Raw genomic sequence first — 15,042 nt, forward strand, 5'->3', positions numbered from 1 at the left:
GTGACCCGGCCGGAGTTCGCCGACCTCGGCAGATTGAACTTCCGGGACGCCGCCCGGACCAGGAAACCCGACCGGAAACTGTGCGGACGGCAACTTCCGGTCAGGACGGCACCATCGCGATACCCATCGCGTCGTACAGCGATTGCGCGCGTTCGCGATACGGCTTGGCCTTGTCCGGCGCGCCGACGCCGTCGTGGGTCGCGGCGATACCGGTCAGCGCGCGGGCCTCCTCATGCGGTTCGCGGGTCAGCCGGGCGAGTTCGGCGGCCCGCGTGTAGTGCGCGAGCGCGGTGGGCCGGTCACCGCGGGCCAGCGCGCTGTCCGCGAGCCCGTTGTGCACGAGGGTCTCCAGCGGCCGGATGCCCGTCGCCACCGCGATGTCGAGCGCGGCCTCCTGGTGCACGCGGGCCGCCGCCGCGTCGTCCTGCCGGAGGTGCACCAGCCCGAGGTAGGCCAGTGCGTATCCTTCGGCCTCCCGGTGGCCCTCGGCCCTGCTGACCGTCAGCGATCGGCCGAGGTGGTCGTGGGCCTCCGTCCACCGGCCCAGCGCGCGGTACACGTCTCCGAGGTTGTGCAGCGCGATCGCTTCGCTCAGCCGGTCACCGATGCGTTGGGCGTTGGTCAGGCATTGCCGATAGCAGTCGAGAGCGGCGTCCAGTTCGCCCCGGCGTTCGTGGACGAAGCCGAGGTTGGACAGCGCGCGCCCCTCGTTGAGGCGGTCGCCGTTGTCCCGGGAAACCGTGACCGCCCTGCTCAAGTGGTCCGCCGCGTCGGCGTAGCGGCCCAGTTGCCCGTACACGGTGCCGAGGATGTTCAGGGCGCGGCCGGTGGCGACCGGGCTCGCGTCGACGTCGAGGCAGCGGGTCAGATGTGTCACGGCCTCGTCGAAATGGCCGAGCCGGGCGCAGATCGCCGCCAGGTCGACGAGCGCCTGCTGGATGCCGATGGCATCGCCCGCCCGCTGTGCCTCGCCGAGCGCGAGACGGTGCAGTGTGCGCAGCGCGCCGTAGTGACCGTGGACCCGCAACACCTGCCACAGCACGGTCGAGAGGTCGCGGGCGTAGGTGTCGCCGGTGGCCGACGACTGTTCCGCGATGGCGATCAAGGTGGGCATCTCCGCCGCCAGCCAGGTCGCCGCGTCTTCGGCGCCGGTGAACCTGACGTTCTCGGCGATCGGGGTGAGCAGCGGTCTTCGGTTGGGGTCGCCCGCCCCCATCGACCCGGCCGCGTCGGCCGCCCCGGCCACACAATGCTCGGCGAGCCGGCGCAGGGCCGCCGATCGCCGCCGCGCCGGTTCCTCGTCGGCACGGCCGCGCGCGTAGTCGCGGACCAGGTCGTGGAATTCGAACCGGCCGTCCGCGCGGTGCGCGAGCAGCAAGTGACTGTCGACGAGCGCGTCGAGGAGCCGGCGGGTCTCCGGCGGATCGGTGCCCAGCAGAGCCGCCGCGGCGGCGGTGTCCCAGTGCGGGCCGGGGTGGAGTCCGAGCAGACGCAGGCCCGACGCGACGTCGCCGGGCAGCGCGTCGTAGGACCAGGACAGCACGGAGGGCAGGGAGGTGGTCTTCTCTTCGGTGGTCAGTGCGGCGAGCCGGCCGCCGGCCGAACGCATCGAGGACGCCACGTTCGCCAGGTTCCGGTGGTGCGCGAGCCGTTCACCGACGATGCGCAGGGCGAGGGGCAGGCCGCCGCATCCCGACACCATGTCGGCGAGCGCGGTGCGGTCGGTGAATCTTCGTCCGTCGCCCGCCAACCGGTCGAGCAAGGAGAACGACTCCCGTTCGGTCAGCAGGGGCACCGGCACCCGGTGCGCGTCGGCGCTGATCGTCAGCCCGTGCAGGGCCGCGCGGCTCGTCACCACCACCGCGCAACCCGCGTGCCCGGGCAGCAGCGGCCGGACCTGGTCCGCCGAGCGGGCGTTGTCCAGCACGATGAGCACCGAACGGCCGGCCAGCACACTGCGCAGCGACGCTGCCCGGTCGTCGAGGTCGGCGGGCACATCCGCCACGGGCACGCCGAGCGCCCGCAGGAACGACCGCAGCACCTCGGCCGGATCGACCGGCGCCCCCGGCCCGTACCCACGCAGGTTCGCGAACAACTGCCCGTCGGGGAAGTCCTGCTTGACGCGGTGCGCCCATTGCACGGCCAACGACGTCTTGCCGACCCCGGCCATGCCCTCCAGCACCGCCACGAGGACACCCGCGCCGGCCTTCTCGCCATGGAGGGCGTCGAGCACGTCGATCTCCCGCTGACGCCCGATGAACGACGTGATCCCCGAAGGCAGTTGCGCGGGCACCGCAACGACCGGCGTTTTCGCAGGTGAAACCGCGTCCGGGCAGTAGTGCCGCACGAACCGGCTCGCCTGCTCGCCCTGGAGACCCAGCCCCAGCGCCAGCGCCTCCACCGAATGGCGCCGTGGCCTGGCGACCCGGCCGCGTTCGATGTTGCTGATGCTCCGCACCGTCAACCCGGTGCGTTCCGCCAGCTCCTCTTGCGTCAGCCCGGCATCCCGCCGTGCCTCACCCAGCAGCGAACTCGGCCCACGGTCCATTTCGCGGATGTTAGATCGGGTGCGACACCGAAAAACGGTGGTTCGGGGAAGATTTTGATCGAAATTGGTCGAAAACGCCGGAGCTCAGGGGGTGAAGAGACGGTGCGTTCCCGGCGCTGACGTGCCGGCGGCCTTGGCGGATCGCTCCGCCGCTCGTTCGAAGTCGGCGCGAGCCTGGCCGGACAGGCCGAGCCCGGCCGCGATGAGCCGGACGGTGTCGCGGCGGGGCCGGTCGACGCGGCCGTGCTCGAGATCCCTGATCGCCCGGACGCTGACCGTCGAGCGGGCGGCGAGAAGCCGCTGGGTCGCGCCGAGGCTGGTCCGGTGGCTGCGCAGCAACCTGCCGAAACGGGCCGGACCCTCGTCCGCCGGGTTCGTCGTGTCCGGCGCGGGGGCGGCGCTGGTCACTTGTCCGAGGTATCGGGGCAGGGGCGGTCCCGTGTGCACGACTTGAGTCACTGGCGTCCTCCGCTTCGCTCAGCGATGCCGCATCATGGTCGGCAGGCGGCAGGCGGAGGGACAACCGGAAACTTCACCGAAGAAGTGCCGGTCCCACCGGGGAAGCCCGTTCGGCTCGGGTGAGCCGAACGGGCCCGGCGGCGTTATCCGCAGCAGATGTTGTAGCCGTGGTTCCGCCAGAACAACGAGGGACTCGGATTGTCGAGAACCGGATCGCCGGTGCTGTCCGACGCGCTCTCGTGCCTGCCCGGCCGGTACTCGACATGCGTGTGCGCGGAGCTCGCGCCGCGATACTCCTCGGTGCCGATCTGCCGGCCACGGCTGACGAATTCACCGACCGCGAGGCCGTTCGACGGATTGAGATGCAGGTAGATGATGGTGAAATCCTGATCCCGATTGTAGATCGCCAACGTGGACAGGCCGCCGCTGCCGTTGCTGCCTTCGGTCTTCCTGATGACCTGGCCCTGGGTCATCGAATACACGGAAACGCCGAAGCCCCGGGCGAAGTCGATGCCCTCGTGCCTTCCCGACGTGCTCACGTAGCCGTCGAAATAAGAGCTGATACGGCCGGAGTCGCTGTGGTAAAGCCCGGTCTCCAGCCATTCGTTTCCAGGCAGGCCGAGCAGATGACCGACGTTTTCGTTGTACGTCGAGGTCAGGTTTCCTTTGGCGCCGTGCGGAAACGAGTCGATCGGGCCCGTCCAGCCGTTCTTGAAGAAAACGGTGACCACCGCGTCCCGCCGGTTCCACACCGAGGCCGCGTTGTTCCTCACGCACAGGCCCTTTCCCGCCCCCGCGCCGAGGAAGTGATAACAGTCGGCGCCCGTGCCGTAGTTGCCGACCGACGCGTCGAAATCGCTGACCGATCCCTGTTGATTGCTGTTGTAGTACAAACAGAATTCGCCGTCTTCGCAGACGCCGTTCCGTGCCGTCGCGGCTTGCGCCGCCGGGGTGAACAGGAGGGTGCCACTCAACGCCAATACCATGCCGAACAGTGCGACCATCACTCTTCTCAACGACGTTCCCTTTCCCTTTGAACGCGGCGGATCAGCCAGTGCGCGACGGTACGTACGGGATGGGCGCCGGGGAAGTCGTGAAGGGAAAACTGCCGCTCATTCGGCGGTCATGGGTCGATGACGAGGTGAAGGCTCCCTTCACCGCGTCTACTGCGGTGAAGGGAGCCTTCGCCCCGGTCACTCACCCGCCCCGGCCGCTTCGCCGCCGGCGCCTGCGTCGCGAAAGCCACTTTCGCGACGTCAGATGTCTCGAACGTGGCTTTCGCGACACGTTCGACAGGCGGAAAGCTCGCGAAGATCCTTCCCTACCTCACGGGCACCACGTTTGACCTTCCCCGCAATAGAACGACCCAAATCACTCACGACCCCTGCTTGAAGTCGGGCAAAATACCCAAATCGGGCGCCGCAATCGGGAAATACATCCTTTATGGACAGAGTGGACGCACCAGGCTCCGTGGCGAGCCCGCTCAAGTCGCCACCTCCATCGCCACGACACCTTGACGTCCGCCTCGGTTCCAGCCGAGTCGTGGCCGGTGTCTCACGGCGGAGGCTGCCGGTACTTCCGCGTGAACCGGACACCGTTGAAGGTGTGGGTGCAGCAAGGGCACGTCGGCTCCAGGTCGTCGACACCTAGTTCGGGGTCGACGACCTGCAACCGGTTGTCGTCGTCCACGTAGAGGCCGCTGTAGTAACTGGCCTCGCCGATCCGCACGCGGTCGCGTCGTTCGTGCGGCTGCCGGGCGACCAGCCAGTGGATCGGGTCGGGGGAGTCGAGCCGGGCGGCGGCCTCGTTGTACACCTCGTCCCACTCCGCGCCGATCTTGCCGAGCAGGAACCGGAACAACGGCGTGTAGTCCAGGCCTCGGCGCGCCCGCGGCCCCATGGACCCGCGTGTCCGATCGGAGGCGCGTTCCCGTTTCGTGTTGCGCTGGTGCCGGTGATCCCCGCCGTGATCGTGGTGGACGTGTCTGGCGCGGGTGTTCACGCGACGGTACAGCGGCTCCTTCATCGCACCTGCTTTCTTTTGTCTCGGCCAGAGTTGCCCGTGCCTTCAAGGCTATCGTCAAGAAAGGGCCTCCCGGCGAATTTACGATTGTCGAGGCCGGCGCGAAGAATTGACATGTCCAAGCGGTCGAGTGAAGCCGTGGTGTGATTGGCCCTTGTGTTCGACTGGTGGGATCTCGACGCCAAAGGGTGGATCTGACGCTTCGCAATCGATCGATTACCTAGTGCCAATAGGGACAATGGTGTCCGGACAACGGACGCCGAGTAAGGGGTGGCGGCCCTGTTCCCGCTTTGGAGACGGAGGCTCTTCCTCCTGTTAGCCGGGCGTTCGGTGGCGAATATTTTCCGGAGTTGATCCGTTCAGGTGATGCGCTGACGCGAACTGATCACTCGTGTTAGCCTGCCGCTGGTTGCTCGCGAGGGTCTGGCGTTTCGGATGTGAAGTCCGCGTCATCTGGGGATGCGAAACAACTGTGGTGCAGCATTTCCTACTTCGCCACGGGTCTGTTCGGACCCGTGGGTTCGAGTGGTCCTGGGGGTCAGGTGAAAGCGATTCATGGTTTCGTCGAGACCATTGCCGCTGAGCGGAAACTTCGTCGTGGCCTGCGTAAAGAATTTGTCAAGTTCGGGATCGACGGGCCGGTCGAAATGTCCGAACTCTGCCGCCGCATCGGGGAAAGCCGAGGTCGGCCGATCAAACTCATCGCGTTCCCGATGGAGGTTCCCGGCCCGTGTGGAGCGTGGCTGAGCGCGTCTTCGAGCGACTACATCGTCTTCCAGTCGGAGACCACCCGAATTCACCAAGAGCACATCATCGCGCATGAGCTGGGTCATATCCTGGCCGGTCACCAGGCCGAACCGGATGAAGAGGAAATCTGGTCCCGGTTCATGCCCGACCTCGACCCGGGGGTAATTCGCAGGCTGTTGAAAAGAACGCAGTACGACTCGGCCAGGGAGCGGGAGGCCGAGACGATCGCCACCCTCCTGCTCGAGCGGTCCGTGGTCGTCCGGCAGCTCGCCGGGCCGGGTTCGTCGCGGACCAGGCGGATGCGGCACGCCCTCGACGAGGCGCGGGGCTGGCTGTGAGCCTGGCCAAGGAGTTCGTGATCGCGGCGCTGGCGTGGTTCTCCTTCCGGCTGGCGCGATCGCCGCGCGCCCCGGCGATCTGGGCGCTGGTCGGCTGCCTGGTGCTGCGGCTGCTGACCGCGCCGTCGAGCATGGTGGCGCTGCACGAGTTCACCGGCGGGGCGCTCGACGTCGCCACCTTCCGCCTGGTCCAGACCGTCGCGCTCGACGCCAGCCTGTTCTGCCTGCTGGTCTTCTTCCTGCTCTCCGCCGGCGGCTCACGGCGGCGGGTGACCCTCGATGCCGGGCTGCTGATGCTGGTCTGCGCGGCCCTGGCGGTGGCGATGTTCGTGGTCCCGGCCGCGTCGCGCGAGCAGGCCTTCGGCGTCGGCGCGGCGTTGCCGTCGGTGGTGACGGAACCGGGGGTGGCGTTCTTCTACCTGGTCGACGCGGCCTACGGCACCTATACGACGGTGCAGGCGGCGAGCTGGGCCCTGCGTGACGCCGCCGAGACCCCGCTCCGTGTCCGCTGGGGACTGCGGATCGCCGCCTGCGGCCTGATCGTGCTCGCGCTGACCTCGGTCGCGCGATTCGGCACGATTCTCGTGCGCTGGGCCGGTGGTGACGTGCCATCGGCCGTCCCGGACGTGACGGCCGTGCTGGTCCACTTGGGAATCATCCTGTTCATGGCCGGGATCACCCTGGTCGGGCTGCTCGCCGTGCTCGCCGCGGTCCGGCTGTGGCTGCGGCACCGGCGGCGGTACGAGGATCTGCGTCCACTGTGGGGGCAGCTTCACGACGTCTTCCCTGGCGACGCGCTGTACGCCGGACAGCGGCACGGGTGGCTGGAGGAGCTCGCGTTCTGGCGATTGCATCGCAGGTATTGGCGAAGAGTCGTCGAGATCCGCGACGGGCTGGTTCGGCTGAGCCCGTACCTGGCCGACAGTGGTTTCGTCGAAGGCCGGGAACGGGTGTCGCCCGAGGTCTTCCGCGAGGCGCTGACCCGGTTGCGTGCGGGGGAGCGGCCGACCTCGCGCACCGCGGTGGCGGTGGCGCGTCCGGAAGGGCCGGACATCGAGGCCGACGTCGGGGCGCTCGTCACGCTGTCGAAGACCTTGCGCGCCTGATCGTCCGTTTTTTCCTCAGTTGTACGGAACCGGGAGTGAATCATTCACGTCAGTTGATGAAAGGGAGGTGGCCGCCTATACTCCGGTACTCGGGGGGACCTGCACCGCCATACGGCAGCGCGGCACGGGTTCGTGAGGAACTCGGCGGTGTTCTTGGGAGGCAGCATGTCCCGGCAGGACGAACCAGGCCGGAGCCTGGCCGAAAAACTCGACCATCTGTTCGCGCACGTCACCCGGCGCAACGGCAGCGAATTCACCTACGAAGAGGTCGCGTCCGCGATCACCGCCGAGGGTGTGACGATCTCCCAGAGCTACGTTTGGCAGCTGCGCAAGGGAAAGAAGGACAACCCGACGCTCAAGCACCTGCAAGGGCTGGCGGATTTCTTCGGCGTCCCGGTCACGTACTTCTTCAACGAGGGCGTGAGCGATCGGGTGGACCGGCAGCTGGAATACCTGCGCGCGGAGCAGGCGCGGTTGCGTGAACTGGCCGACACCGACGAGGTGCGGCTTATGGCCATGCGCGCGGGCGAGCTCACGACCGACCGCCGCGAACTGGTGAAGAATCTGCTGGACGTCGTCTGGCGGGATCAGCAGGCCATGCGAGAGCGTGGGTCCAAACAGGACTGACGCGTCCGGCGTCGCCGGTTGTGCTTGTCGTGTCTGGGTTTTCCGCTTAGTCCACAGTGGCCGTCCACTGAGAAAAACGGACGAACCTCTCATTTGTTCTCTTGGGTCGACACGATAGGGTGACGTCCTCTAGGCTCCTCGGCAAGAGTTCCTGTGTGGAACGGACGATGTCGGTTCGCCACCGGACTCCACATTGCGGGTTTGCCATGGGGGCGACGAAGAATGCACGTGAAATCAGTGAGCAGAGCGGACGGCGACGTCCGCGCGGGGGCATACCCCCGTGCGGAGTTGCTGGTGCTGCGAGACTTCTTGAAGGAAACCGAACAGGGAAACGCCGTCGCGGCGGTGGTCACCGGCACCGCCGCGAGCGGGAAAAGTGAACTCCTGCACGCATTCGGGCAACAATGCGCTGAAGCGGAAGCAACGGTACTGAGCGCGCTTTGCGTGGAAGCGGAGAAGGATCTTCCGTTGACCGCGCTGTTCCAGCTTTTCCGCGGCCCGGCACTGTCCGAAGACCTGCGCGTGAAGGCCGCGGACCTGCTCACCCGGGCGGAGGAGACCGGGCTGACCGGGCGGCCCAGCACGCACCTGATGCTCGACCTGCTGGAGCTCGTACGCGAGCTCGCCGCGCGCCGCCCGGTCGTGGTGCTCGTCGACGACTTCCACCATGTGGACACCCCGTCGTTGCACTGGCTGATGTTCCTCATGCGCCGCATGCGCACGATGAACGTGCTCATAGTGCTGACGGAGTCGTTGTCCGCCAAGCAGACATTGCCCTTGCTGGGCGCCGAGTACCTCCGGCTCCCGCACTGCCGCCGGATCCGGCTGAAGCCGCTGGGCCGCGACGAGGTGGCCCGGTTCGTCCCACCCGGACAGGACGACACCCTGGTACAGGGCCTGCATGAGCTCAGCGGCGGGAATCCGTTGCTGGCACAGGCACTCCTCGAAGATCTCCGTGCCTCGGGCGTACCCCTCGCGCCCGAGACCCGGCCGATCCCCGGGGATCACTACTGCCAGGCGGTGGCGGCGTGTCTCCAGCGCGGCGACCAGGACACCCGGACCCTCGCCGGGGTCCTCGCGGTGCTGGGCAAGGGAGAAACGGTCTGCCTCGCCGTCCGGGTGGCCGGGATGGACCAGCGCACCGCCGGCCGCGCGATCACCCTCCTGCACCAGGTCGGCCTGCTCGACGCCGGCTGGTTCCGGCATCCGATGACGGTGACCGCGGTACTGGCCGACGTCCCGGTCCCGGAACGCGCGCGGTTGCACGAACGTGCCGCCGTGCTCCTGCACCACGACGGCGCCGGCGCGCTCGAGGTCGCCCGCCACCTCGTCGCGGCCGACCGGGCCGAGCGGCCGTGGGCGGTGCCCGTGCTGCGCACCGCGGCCGAACTGGCCAAAGTGGACAACCAGACCTCGTTCGCCGTCCAATGCCTGAAACTGGCCTGCCGGTCGTGCGGGGACGAAGCGCTCGAAGTCGAGATGGTGACCCAGCTCGCCGGTCTGGAATGGCGGAACAACCCGGCCGTCGGCGCCGTGCACACCGACCACCTCTACGAGATCTTCCTCGCCGGGAACCTCCCGGTGCGGGCCGCCGCCATCCTGGTGCGGTTCCTGCTGTGGCACGGCCGCACCGGGGAAGCGGGCGAGGTGCTCGACAGGCTCGCCACCATGGAGCCCTCGGCCGACGATCGCACCGAAGCGGAACTGCGCATCACCCGCCTGTTCATTCTCTGTTCGTATCCCGTTCTGCGCGACAAGCTGCCCGCCCCGGCCGCGAAGGACCGCGTTCCCGCGCAATCCTTCGACCCCAACGTCCAGGCCGCGATGGCGTTGAGCCGGATCGTCACCAACGGCCCGGACGACGACGCCATCGCGTCGGCCGAGAACGTGCTGAAGAGCATCCAGCTCGGCGACACGATGGTCGAATCCGTACGCAGCGCGCTGTTCGCGCTCATCTACGCCGACCGGCTCGACAAGGCGGTGCCGTGGTGCGAGCTGCTGCAGCAGGAGGCCGCCGACTGCGACGCGCCCAGCTGGCAGGCCGTGTTCGCGGCCGCGAGGGCGGAAATGGCGCTGCGCCAGGGAGATCTGGTGACGGCGGAGAAGCAGGCCAAGGCGGCCTTGACGTTCATCACACCGCAGAGCTGGGGCGTGGCCGTCGGAGTCCCGCTGGCGACGCTGTGCCTGGCCGCCGTCGGAATGGGCAAATTCGAGGAGGCGGCCGCGCATATCAACCAGCCGGTGCCCGCCTCGATGCTGCAGACCCGGTTCGGCCTGCACTACCTGCGCGCCCGCGGCAGGCTCTACCTGGAGACCGACCGGGTGCACGCGGCGCTCGGCGACTTCGTCCTCTGCGGGGAACTCAGCAAGAGCTGGGATTTCGACCTGCCGGTGCTGGTGCCCTGGCGCGGTGACACGGCCGAGGCGTACCTTCGGCTCGGCATGCCGGAGAAGGCCAAGTCCCTTTTGGACGAACAACTCGCGAAGCTCGCCGGCTCGACGTCGCATGTGCGGGGAATCTCGTTGCGGCTCAAGGCCAAGATCGCCGAACCGCAGAAGCGGCCCGAACTGCTGCGTGAAGCGGTGAAGATCTTCCAGGCGGGCGGTATCCGCCTCGAACTCGCCCGCGCGCTTGGCGATCTCAGCCGCGCGCACTACACCCTCGCCGAGTCGGGCCGTGCGCGCACGGTGGCCCGCCAGGCATGGCACATCGCGAAGGGTTGCCACGCCGAGGTGATCTGTCGCGATCTGCGTCTCGACGGAACGGCCGACGAGGGGAAGCCGGTCTCCACAACGGCGGACATCGCCGCGTCGAGCGTCGAACGCGAGCTCATCGAATCGCTGAGCGAGGCCGAGCGAAGGGTCGCCGGGCTGGCTTCACTCGGGCACACGAACCGGGCGATCGCGAGCAAGCTCTACATCACGGTGAGCACGGTCGAACAGCATCTCACCCGTGTCTACCGCAAACTGGACGTCAACCGGCGGCGGGATCTGCCGTCGTGGCTCCAGGTCTCGGTCGTCAACAGCGCCTGAACGTGAACGACGAAGGTCTCCTTACCCCGCAAGGTAAGGAGACCTTCGTCGTTTCGTCTACTTGACGGCGGTGACGGCCGCCATCGTGCCCGCCCACCAGTAGGTGCAGTCGGCCGGCGGCTTCAGGTCGCGGACGACCTCCACCCGGAACGAGCTGAAATGGTCGAGCAGGGCACGCTGGTGCGCCCGGCTCAGTGAGTCGATTTCGTTGGTGTAGTAGGAGAAGACGCCGCCGGGGCGAAGATGGGCGGCGGCGTGCTCGAAGAATTCGGCGGCCAGCACGATGGCCTTCGGGCCCAGGGTCCTGGCGAATTCCCGTTCATCGGTCGGATAGGTGTCGTAAAGGATCGCGTCGTACTGGCCGAGGCCGCCGAGCACGTCCTGCCAGGCGCCGAGTTCCAGCCGGATATCGCGATCCGGCCACTGGGAGCGCCATTTCTCGAACTCGGCCTTCACCTCGGAGTTGATTTCGATCAGGGTGTGCGACCGGACGCCCGCGTCCTGGACGTAGGTGGCCGAAATACCCATCCCGAAACCGACTTCGAGCAGATCGCCGCCGTTCGCCGCGGCGTTTTCCGCCAGCACCTTCATCAGCGGCCGCTCCCAGTTCTGCATCACCTGCTGGCCCTGGATGAGCAGCTGCGTCGGATCGCTGTAGTCCGCCGTGCTGTCCTGCCAGTTCCGGCGGATCAGCGGCCGGTGCGAGCCCTCGACGAATTCCTGCTGGATGGTGTCGAGGTGTTCCAGATCGCTCGCGAACTCGAACACCGCGCGGCCGAGAAGGAGGTTGCGCTGGCCGGGCCCCTTGGCCCGGAGGAAGTCGTCCCTGACCGGGTCCACCGTTATCTTGAATTCCTTGAAGTTCCGTTGCATTCTGGTATATCTCCTACGGTCACGCGAGTTCCTTTCCCTCTCACGGTATCGGTGATCTTGGTTCCGTGCCGAAATGCAGGGGGTGACTTGACCACTGAACGGCACTGACGTCGGGAATAGGGGTTTTGGAATAGGGGGTGAACTTCTCCGCACGGGCGGTTTCCCCGTGATAGGAACTTCACATGCCGGGGGAAACGAAGAACCAGGAAACCGACGGACGCGGCGCGCGCACGCGCTCCCTCGTCTCGTTGATCGCCGACGTCACCGTGCCGGTCGTCGTCTACTACGTACTGCTCGCCTTCGGCTGGAGCAGCGGCTCCGCCTTGGTGGCGGCCACGATCGCCATCGGCGTCCTCGTGCTCGCCGTCGCGGTGAAGGAACGCAAGGTCGACGGCTTCGGAGTGTTCGTCCTCGTCGTCTGCGCGGTGACCCTGCTGGTCTCCCTGGTGAGCGGGGACGAACGCCTGCTGCTGGCCAAGGATCCCTTCACCAGCGGCCTGGCCGGGATCGCCTTCCTCGGCAGCCTCGCCTTCGGGAAACCGGTGACCTTCTTCATCTCCCGGCGGATCCGGGCGCTGACCCCGGCTCGCCGCGCGGGCTGGGACCGGCTGTACGACACGGAACCCGAGTTCCGCAAACTGCACCGGGTCTCCACTGCGGGCTGGGGCGTGGTCCTGGTCGCCGAATCCGCCGCACGGCTCGTCCTGATCTACCTGCTGCCCGCGTCGGTGATGGTCGGCCTGTCCACCGCGATCGAGCTGACCGCGATCACCGGTGTGGTCGCCTGGACCGTCTGGTACCGGCGGCGCTCCGCCGGCCGGGGCCTGGAAAAGGCGCTTCACAAGGCGGATACCGCGCCCGCGGCTGTCTAAAATGGACTAGGGGCGAGTAGGGGAAAGTGAGGGGTTGGTCCCCGCCGGACCCCGTCGTACGTTTCGGTCGAGACAGTGTGGCCCCGATGACCAGGGAGATCCGCCACGATGACCGCAGCCGATTTCGCGCCCCCGCTGACCACTCTCTGCCCCGATTTCCCGTTCGCCTACGACGATTGGCTCGCGCATCCGGCCGGGCTCGGCGAACTGCCGCCGGACCGACTCGGACAGGAGGTCGCCGTCGTCGGTGGCGGGATAGCGGGTGTGGTCGCGGCCTACGAACTGCTGCGTCTCGGCCTGAAACCGGTGGTCTACGAAGCGGGCCAGATCGGCGGCCGGATGCGCTCGATCCCGTTGGCGGGTGAGGACGGCGCGATCGCGGAGATGGGCGCGATGCGGTTCCCGCCCTCGGCCACCACCCTGTACCGGTACATCGACGAGGTCGGCCTGGAGACCAAGCCGTTCGCGAACCCGTTGTCCCGCAGTACTTCCACCACGGTGATCAATCTCGACGGCGTGACCTACCGCGCGCGGACCCCGGCGGATCTCCCGTCGGTTTTCCACGAGGTCGACGACGCCTGGCACAAGGCACTGCAGGAACTGGCCGATCTGTCCACCATGCGCGACGCCATCCGGATGCGCGACACCGCCATGGTGAAGGCGATCTGGAACCGGCTGCTGCCCGAACTCGACGACCAGTCCTTCTACGGTTTCCTGGCGCGGTCGACGGCGTTCGCCTCCTTCCGCCATCGCGAGATCTTCGGTCAGGTCGGCTTCGGAACCGGCGGCTGGGACACCGACTTCCCCAACTCGGTACTGGAGATCCTCCGCGTCATCTACACCGGCGTCGAAGAGGGGCCGCGGCAGATCATCGGCGGTTGCCAGCAACTCCCGCGGCGGCTGTGGAACCACGCGCCCGCTTCGGCGCGCTTCTGGCCGGCCGGGACGTCGGTCGCTTCGCTGCACGATGGATCGCCGCGTCCAGCCGTCATCGGGTTGCGCCCGGCGGGGGACGGGTTCGCCGTCGAGGACGAAAACGGTGACGTGCGGACCTATCCGGCCGTGGTCTTCACCGCGCAGCACCGGGTGCTGCTCACCAAGATCGCCGGAGTGCGCCCTCTGCTGCCCGCGAACGTGTGGACCGCACTGGAACGCACGCACTACATGGGCGCTTCGAAGTTGTTCGTCCCGGTCGACCGGCCGTTCTGGCACGACGTCGATCCGCGCACCGGCGAGGAACTGATGGGGATGACCCTGACCGATCGGACCCCGCGCAGCGTCTACCTGTTCGACGACGGACCGGATTCGCCGGCCGCGCTGTGCCTTTCCTATACCTGGAACGACGATTCTCTCAAGTTCGCGACACTCGGCCCGGCCGAGCGGCTCGAACTCGCACTGGACGCGCTCGCCGACATCTACCCGGGTGTCGACATCCGCTCCCACATCACCGGCGACCCGGTCACCGTCACCTGGGAGAACGAGCCGAACTTCCAAGGCGCGTTCAAGGCGAACCTGCCGGGGCAGTATCGCTACCAGCGTCGCTTGTTCACCCATTTCCGGCAAGACGACCTTCCCGCCGCCCAGCGCGGCCTGTTCCTCGCCGGTGACGACATCTCGTGGATGGGTGGCTTCGCCGAAGGGGCGGTCACCAGCGCGCTCAACGCGGTGTGGGGGACGCTGCGCCATCTCGGCGGGGCCACCGACCCGCGTAACCCCGGGCCCGGCGACGTCTTCGACCACATCGCGCCGATCGAACTGCCCGAGTCCTGAACGGGTCGAGGCCCGGTCCGGCGACTGGGGGATAGTCGACGGACCGGGCAGGCGAGACAGTGCTCAGCTCGCGTAACTGGGGGTTCGCTGAGCCTGCCTGAGTACCTTGGCCCGGTACACCCAGACCCCGGCGGTGCGGAAGATGACCATCGTCAGCGCCATGGTGACGAAGAAGGCGGAGACGCCGCCGGCGTCGATCCCGGTGTCCATCAGGAACTTGCCGAAGTCGGCCGCGAACGAGTGGCTGTGCTCCAGCGTGTAGACGAAGATGAGCCGTCCCACGAGGACGAACAGCCACAGTCCCAAGTAGACCCAGCCCGCCCTGGTGTAGACGGCGGATTTCTCCTGGTCCCACTCGACCTTCGTGCCCTTCAGCAATCCCCAGCCGATCAGGACACCCGCCGCGATGCCGACCAGGCCGGCCAGTGAGTTCGGCGTGGTCAGCTTGAGGTCGTAGAGGACTGCCCAGCCCACCAGCGCGCACGTGAAGAACGGCAGGATCAGGATGACCAGGTGGGCCTTGTGGCGACCGATGTGCGTGAACAGCACCAGCGCCAGCAGTACGCCGCTCAGGATGAGGGCGTTTCGCATGGCTTCACTCATCAAAACTCCTTCGAAAGACTCCCCATCCGGCAGTTCGATGCCGG

Annotated in this window: 12 protein-coding genes; 6 read left to right on the top strand and 6 right to left on the bottom strand. The window is 67.5% G+C overall.

The genetic code is table 11. From position 1 onward, the window contains the following. Positions 1-100: 100 nt before the first annotated feature. The 4 genes from AJAP_RS12160 to AJAP_RS12175 all read right to left on the bottom strand — a co-directional run bounded on the left by AJAP_RS12160 (position 101) and on the right by AJAP_RS12175 (position 5,032). The gene (locus tag AJAP_RS12160) at positions 101-2,548 is read right to left on the bottom strand and encodes an ATP-binding protein (protein ID WP_038510772.1); all 2,448 of its coding nucleotides are present in this window, start codon (positions 2,546-2,548) and stop codon (positions 101-103) included. Between the two features lie 84 nt (positions 2,549-2,632). Beyond that, positions 2,633-2,956, bottom strand: coding sequence for a helix-turn-helix domain-containing protein (locus tag AJAP_RS12165; protein WP_038510774.1), 324 nt, complete (start codon positions 2,954-2,956; stop codon positions 2,633-2,635). A 194-nt stretch (positions 2,957-3,150) separates the two neighbouring features. Next, positions 3,151-4,011 carry a peptidase inhibitor family I36 protein gene (locus AJAP_RS12170; RefSeq protein ID WP_038510776.1) on the bottom strand — a complete coding sequence of 287 codons (861 nt, stop codon included), beginning with the start codon at positions 4,009-4,011 and terminating at the stop codon, positions 3,151-3,153. A gap of 550 nt (positions 4,012-4,561) precedes the next feature. After that, positions 4,562-5,032, bottom strand: coding sequence for a hypothetical protein (locus AJAP_RS12175; RefSeq protein ID WP_038510778.1), 471 nt, complete (start codon positions 5,030-5,032; stop codon positions 4,562-4,564). Between the two features lie 434 nt (positions 5,033-5,466). On the opposite strand from AJAP_RS12175, the gene AJAP_RS12180 reads away from it, so the two are divergent. The 4 genes from AJAP_RS12180 (at position 5,467) to AJAP_RS12195 (ending at position 10,880) form a co-directional block, all read left to right on the top strand. Continuing rightward, complete coding sequence (locus tag AJAP_RS12180) at positions 5,467-6,114, top strand: hypothetical protein (RefSeq protein WP_228694917.1); 648 nt, start codon at positions 5,467-5,469, stop codon at positions 6,112-6,114. Then, positions 6,111-7,220, top strand: coding sequence for an MAB_1171c family putative transporter (locus AJAP_RS12185; protein ID WP_038510780.1), 1,110 nt, complete (start codon positions 6,111-6,113; stop codon positions 7,218-7,220). The genes AJAP_RS12180 and AJAP_RS12185 overlap by 4 nt, the downstream gene beginning before the upstream one ends. A 165-nt stretch (positions 7,221-7,385) precedes the next feature. Further along, complete coding sequence (locus AJAP_RS12190; protein WP_037345104.1) at positions 7,386-7,847, top strand: helix-turn-helix domain-containing protein; 462 nt, start codon at positions 7,386-7,388, stop codon at positions 7,845-7,847. A gap of 237 nt (positions 7,848-8,084) precedes the next feature. Next, positions 8,085-10,880: a helix-turn-helix transcriptional regulator gene (locus AJAP_RS12195; protein WP_158509796.1), complete on the top strand. Its 2,796-nt coding sequence runs from the start codon at positions 8,085-8,087 to the stop codon at positions 10,878-10,880. Positions 10,881-10,937: 57 nt separating this feature from the next. Here AJAP_RS12195 and AJAP_RS12200 read toward each other — a convergent pair whose 3' ends face one another. Next, entirely contained in the window at positions 10,938-11,753 is an 816-nt protein-coding gene (locus AJAP_RS12200) for a methyltransferase domain-containing protein (protein ID WP_038510782.1), read from the bottom strand. Between the two features lie 182 nt (positions 11,754-11,935). Between AJAP_RS12200 and AJAP_RS42450 the strand changes: the two genes are divergently transcribed. Next, positions 11,936-12,625: a VC0807 family protein gene (locus AJAP_RS42450; protein WP_051972419.1), complete on the top strand. Its 690-nt coding sequence runs from the start codon at positions 11,936-11,938 to the stop codon at positions 12,623-12,625. A 108-nt stretch (positions 12,626-12,733) separates the two neighbouring features. Beyond that, positions 12,734-14,395 (top strand): flavin monoamine oxidase family protein, encoded by a 1,662-nt coding sequence (locus tag AJAP_RS12210; RefSeq protein WP_038510784.1) that lies wholly within the window; start codon positions 12,734-12,736, stop codon positions 14,393-14,395. Positions 14,396-14,458: 63 nt separating this feature from the next. Here AJAP_RS12210 and AJAP_RS12215 read toward each other — a convergent pair whose 3' ends face one another. Next, on the bottom strand, positions 14,459-14,998 hold the full coding sequence (locus AJAP_RS12215; protein ID WP_038510786.1) for a DUF1453 family protein: 540 nt from the start codon (positions 14,996-14,998) through the stop codon (positions 14,459-14,461). Positions 14,999-15,042: the final 44 nt, after the last annotated feature.

The sequence above is a fragment of the Amycolatopsis japonica genome (assembly GCF_000732925.1).
GTDB classification, from domain to species: domain Bacteria; phylum Actinomycetota; class Actinomycetes; order Mycobacteriales; family Pseudonocardiaceae; genus Amycolatopsis; species Amycolatopsis japonica.

What these genes read in the sequence shown, in the direction of transcription:
- AJAP_RS12160 (WP_038510772.1), bottom strand. Translation starts at nt 2,548, where the DNA reads ATGGACCGTGGGCCGAGTTCGCTGCTGGGTGAGGCACGGCGGGATGCC.
- AJAP_RS12170 (WP_038510776.1), bottom strand. Translation starts at nt 4,011, where the DNA reads ATGGTCGCACTGTTCGGCATGGTATTGGCGTTGAGTGGCACCCTCCTG.
- AJAP_RS12175 (WP_038510778.1), bottom strand. Translation starts at nt 5,032, where the DNA reads ATGAAGGAGCCGCTGTACCGTCGCGTGAACACCCGCGCCAGACACGTC.
- AJAP_RS12190 (WP_037345104.1), top strand. Translation starts at nt 7,386, where the DNA reads ATGTCCCGGCAGGACGAACCAGGCCGGAGCCTGGCCGAAAAACTCGAC.
- AJAP_RS12200 (WP_038510782.1), bottom strand. Translation starts at nt 11,753, where the DNA reads ATGCAACGGAACTTCAAGGAATTCAAGATAACGGTGGACCCGGTCAGG.
- AJAP_RS42450 (WP_051972419.1), top strand. Translation starts at nt 11,936, where the DNA reads ATGCCGGGGGAAACGAAGAACCAGGAAACCGACGGACGCGGCGCGCGC.
- AJAP_RS12210 (WP_038510784.1), top strand. Translation starts at nt 12,734, where the DNA reads ATGACCGCAGCCGATTTCGCGCCCCCGCTGACCACTCTCTGCCCCGAT.
- AJAP_RS12215 (WP_038510786.1), bottom strand. Translation starts at nt 14,998, where the DNA reads ATGAGTGAAGCCATGCGAAACGCCCTCATCCTGAGCGGCGTACTGCTG.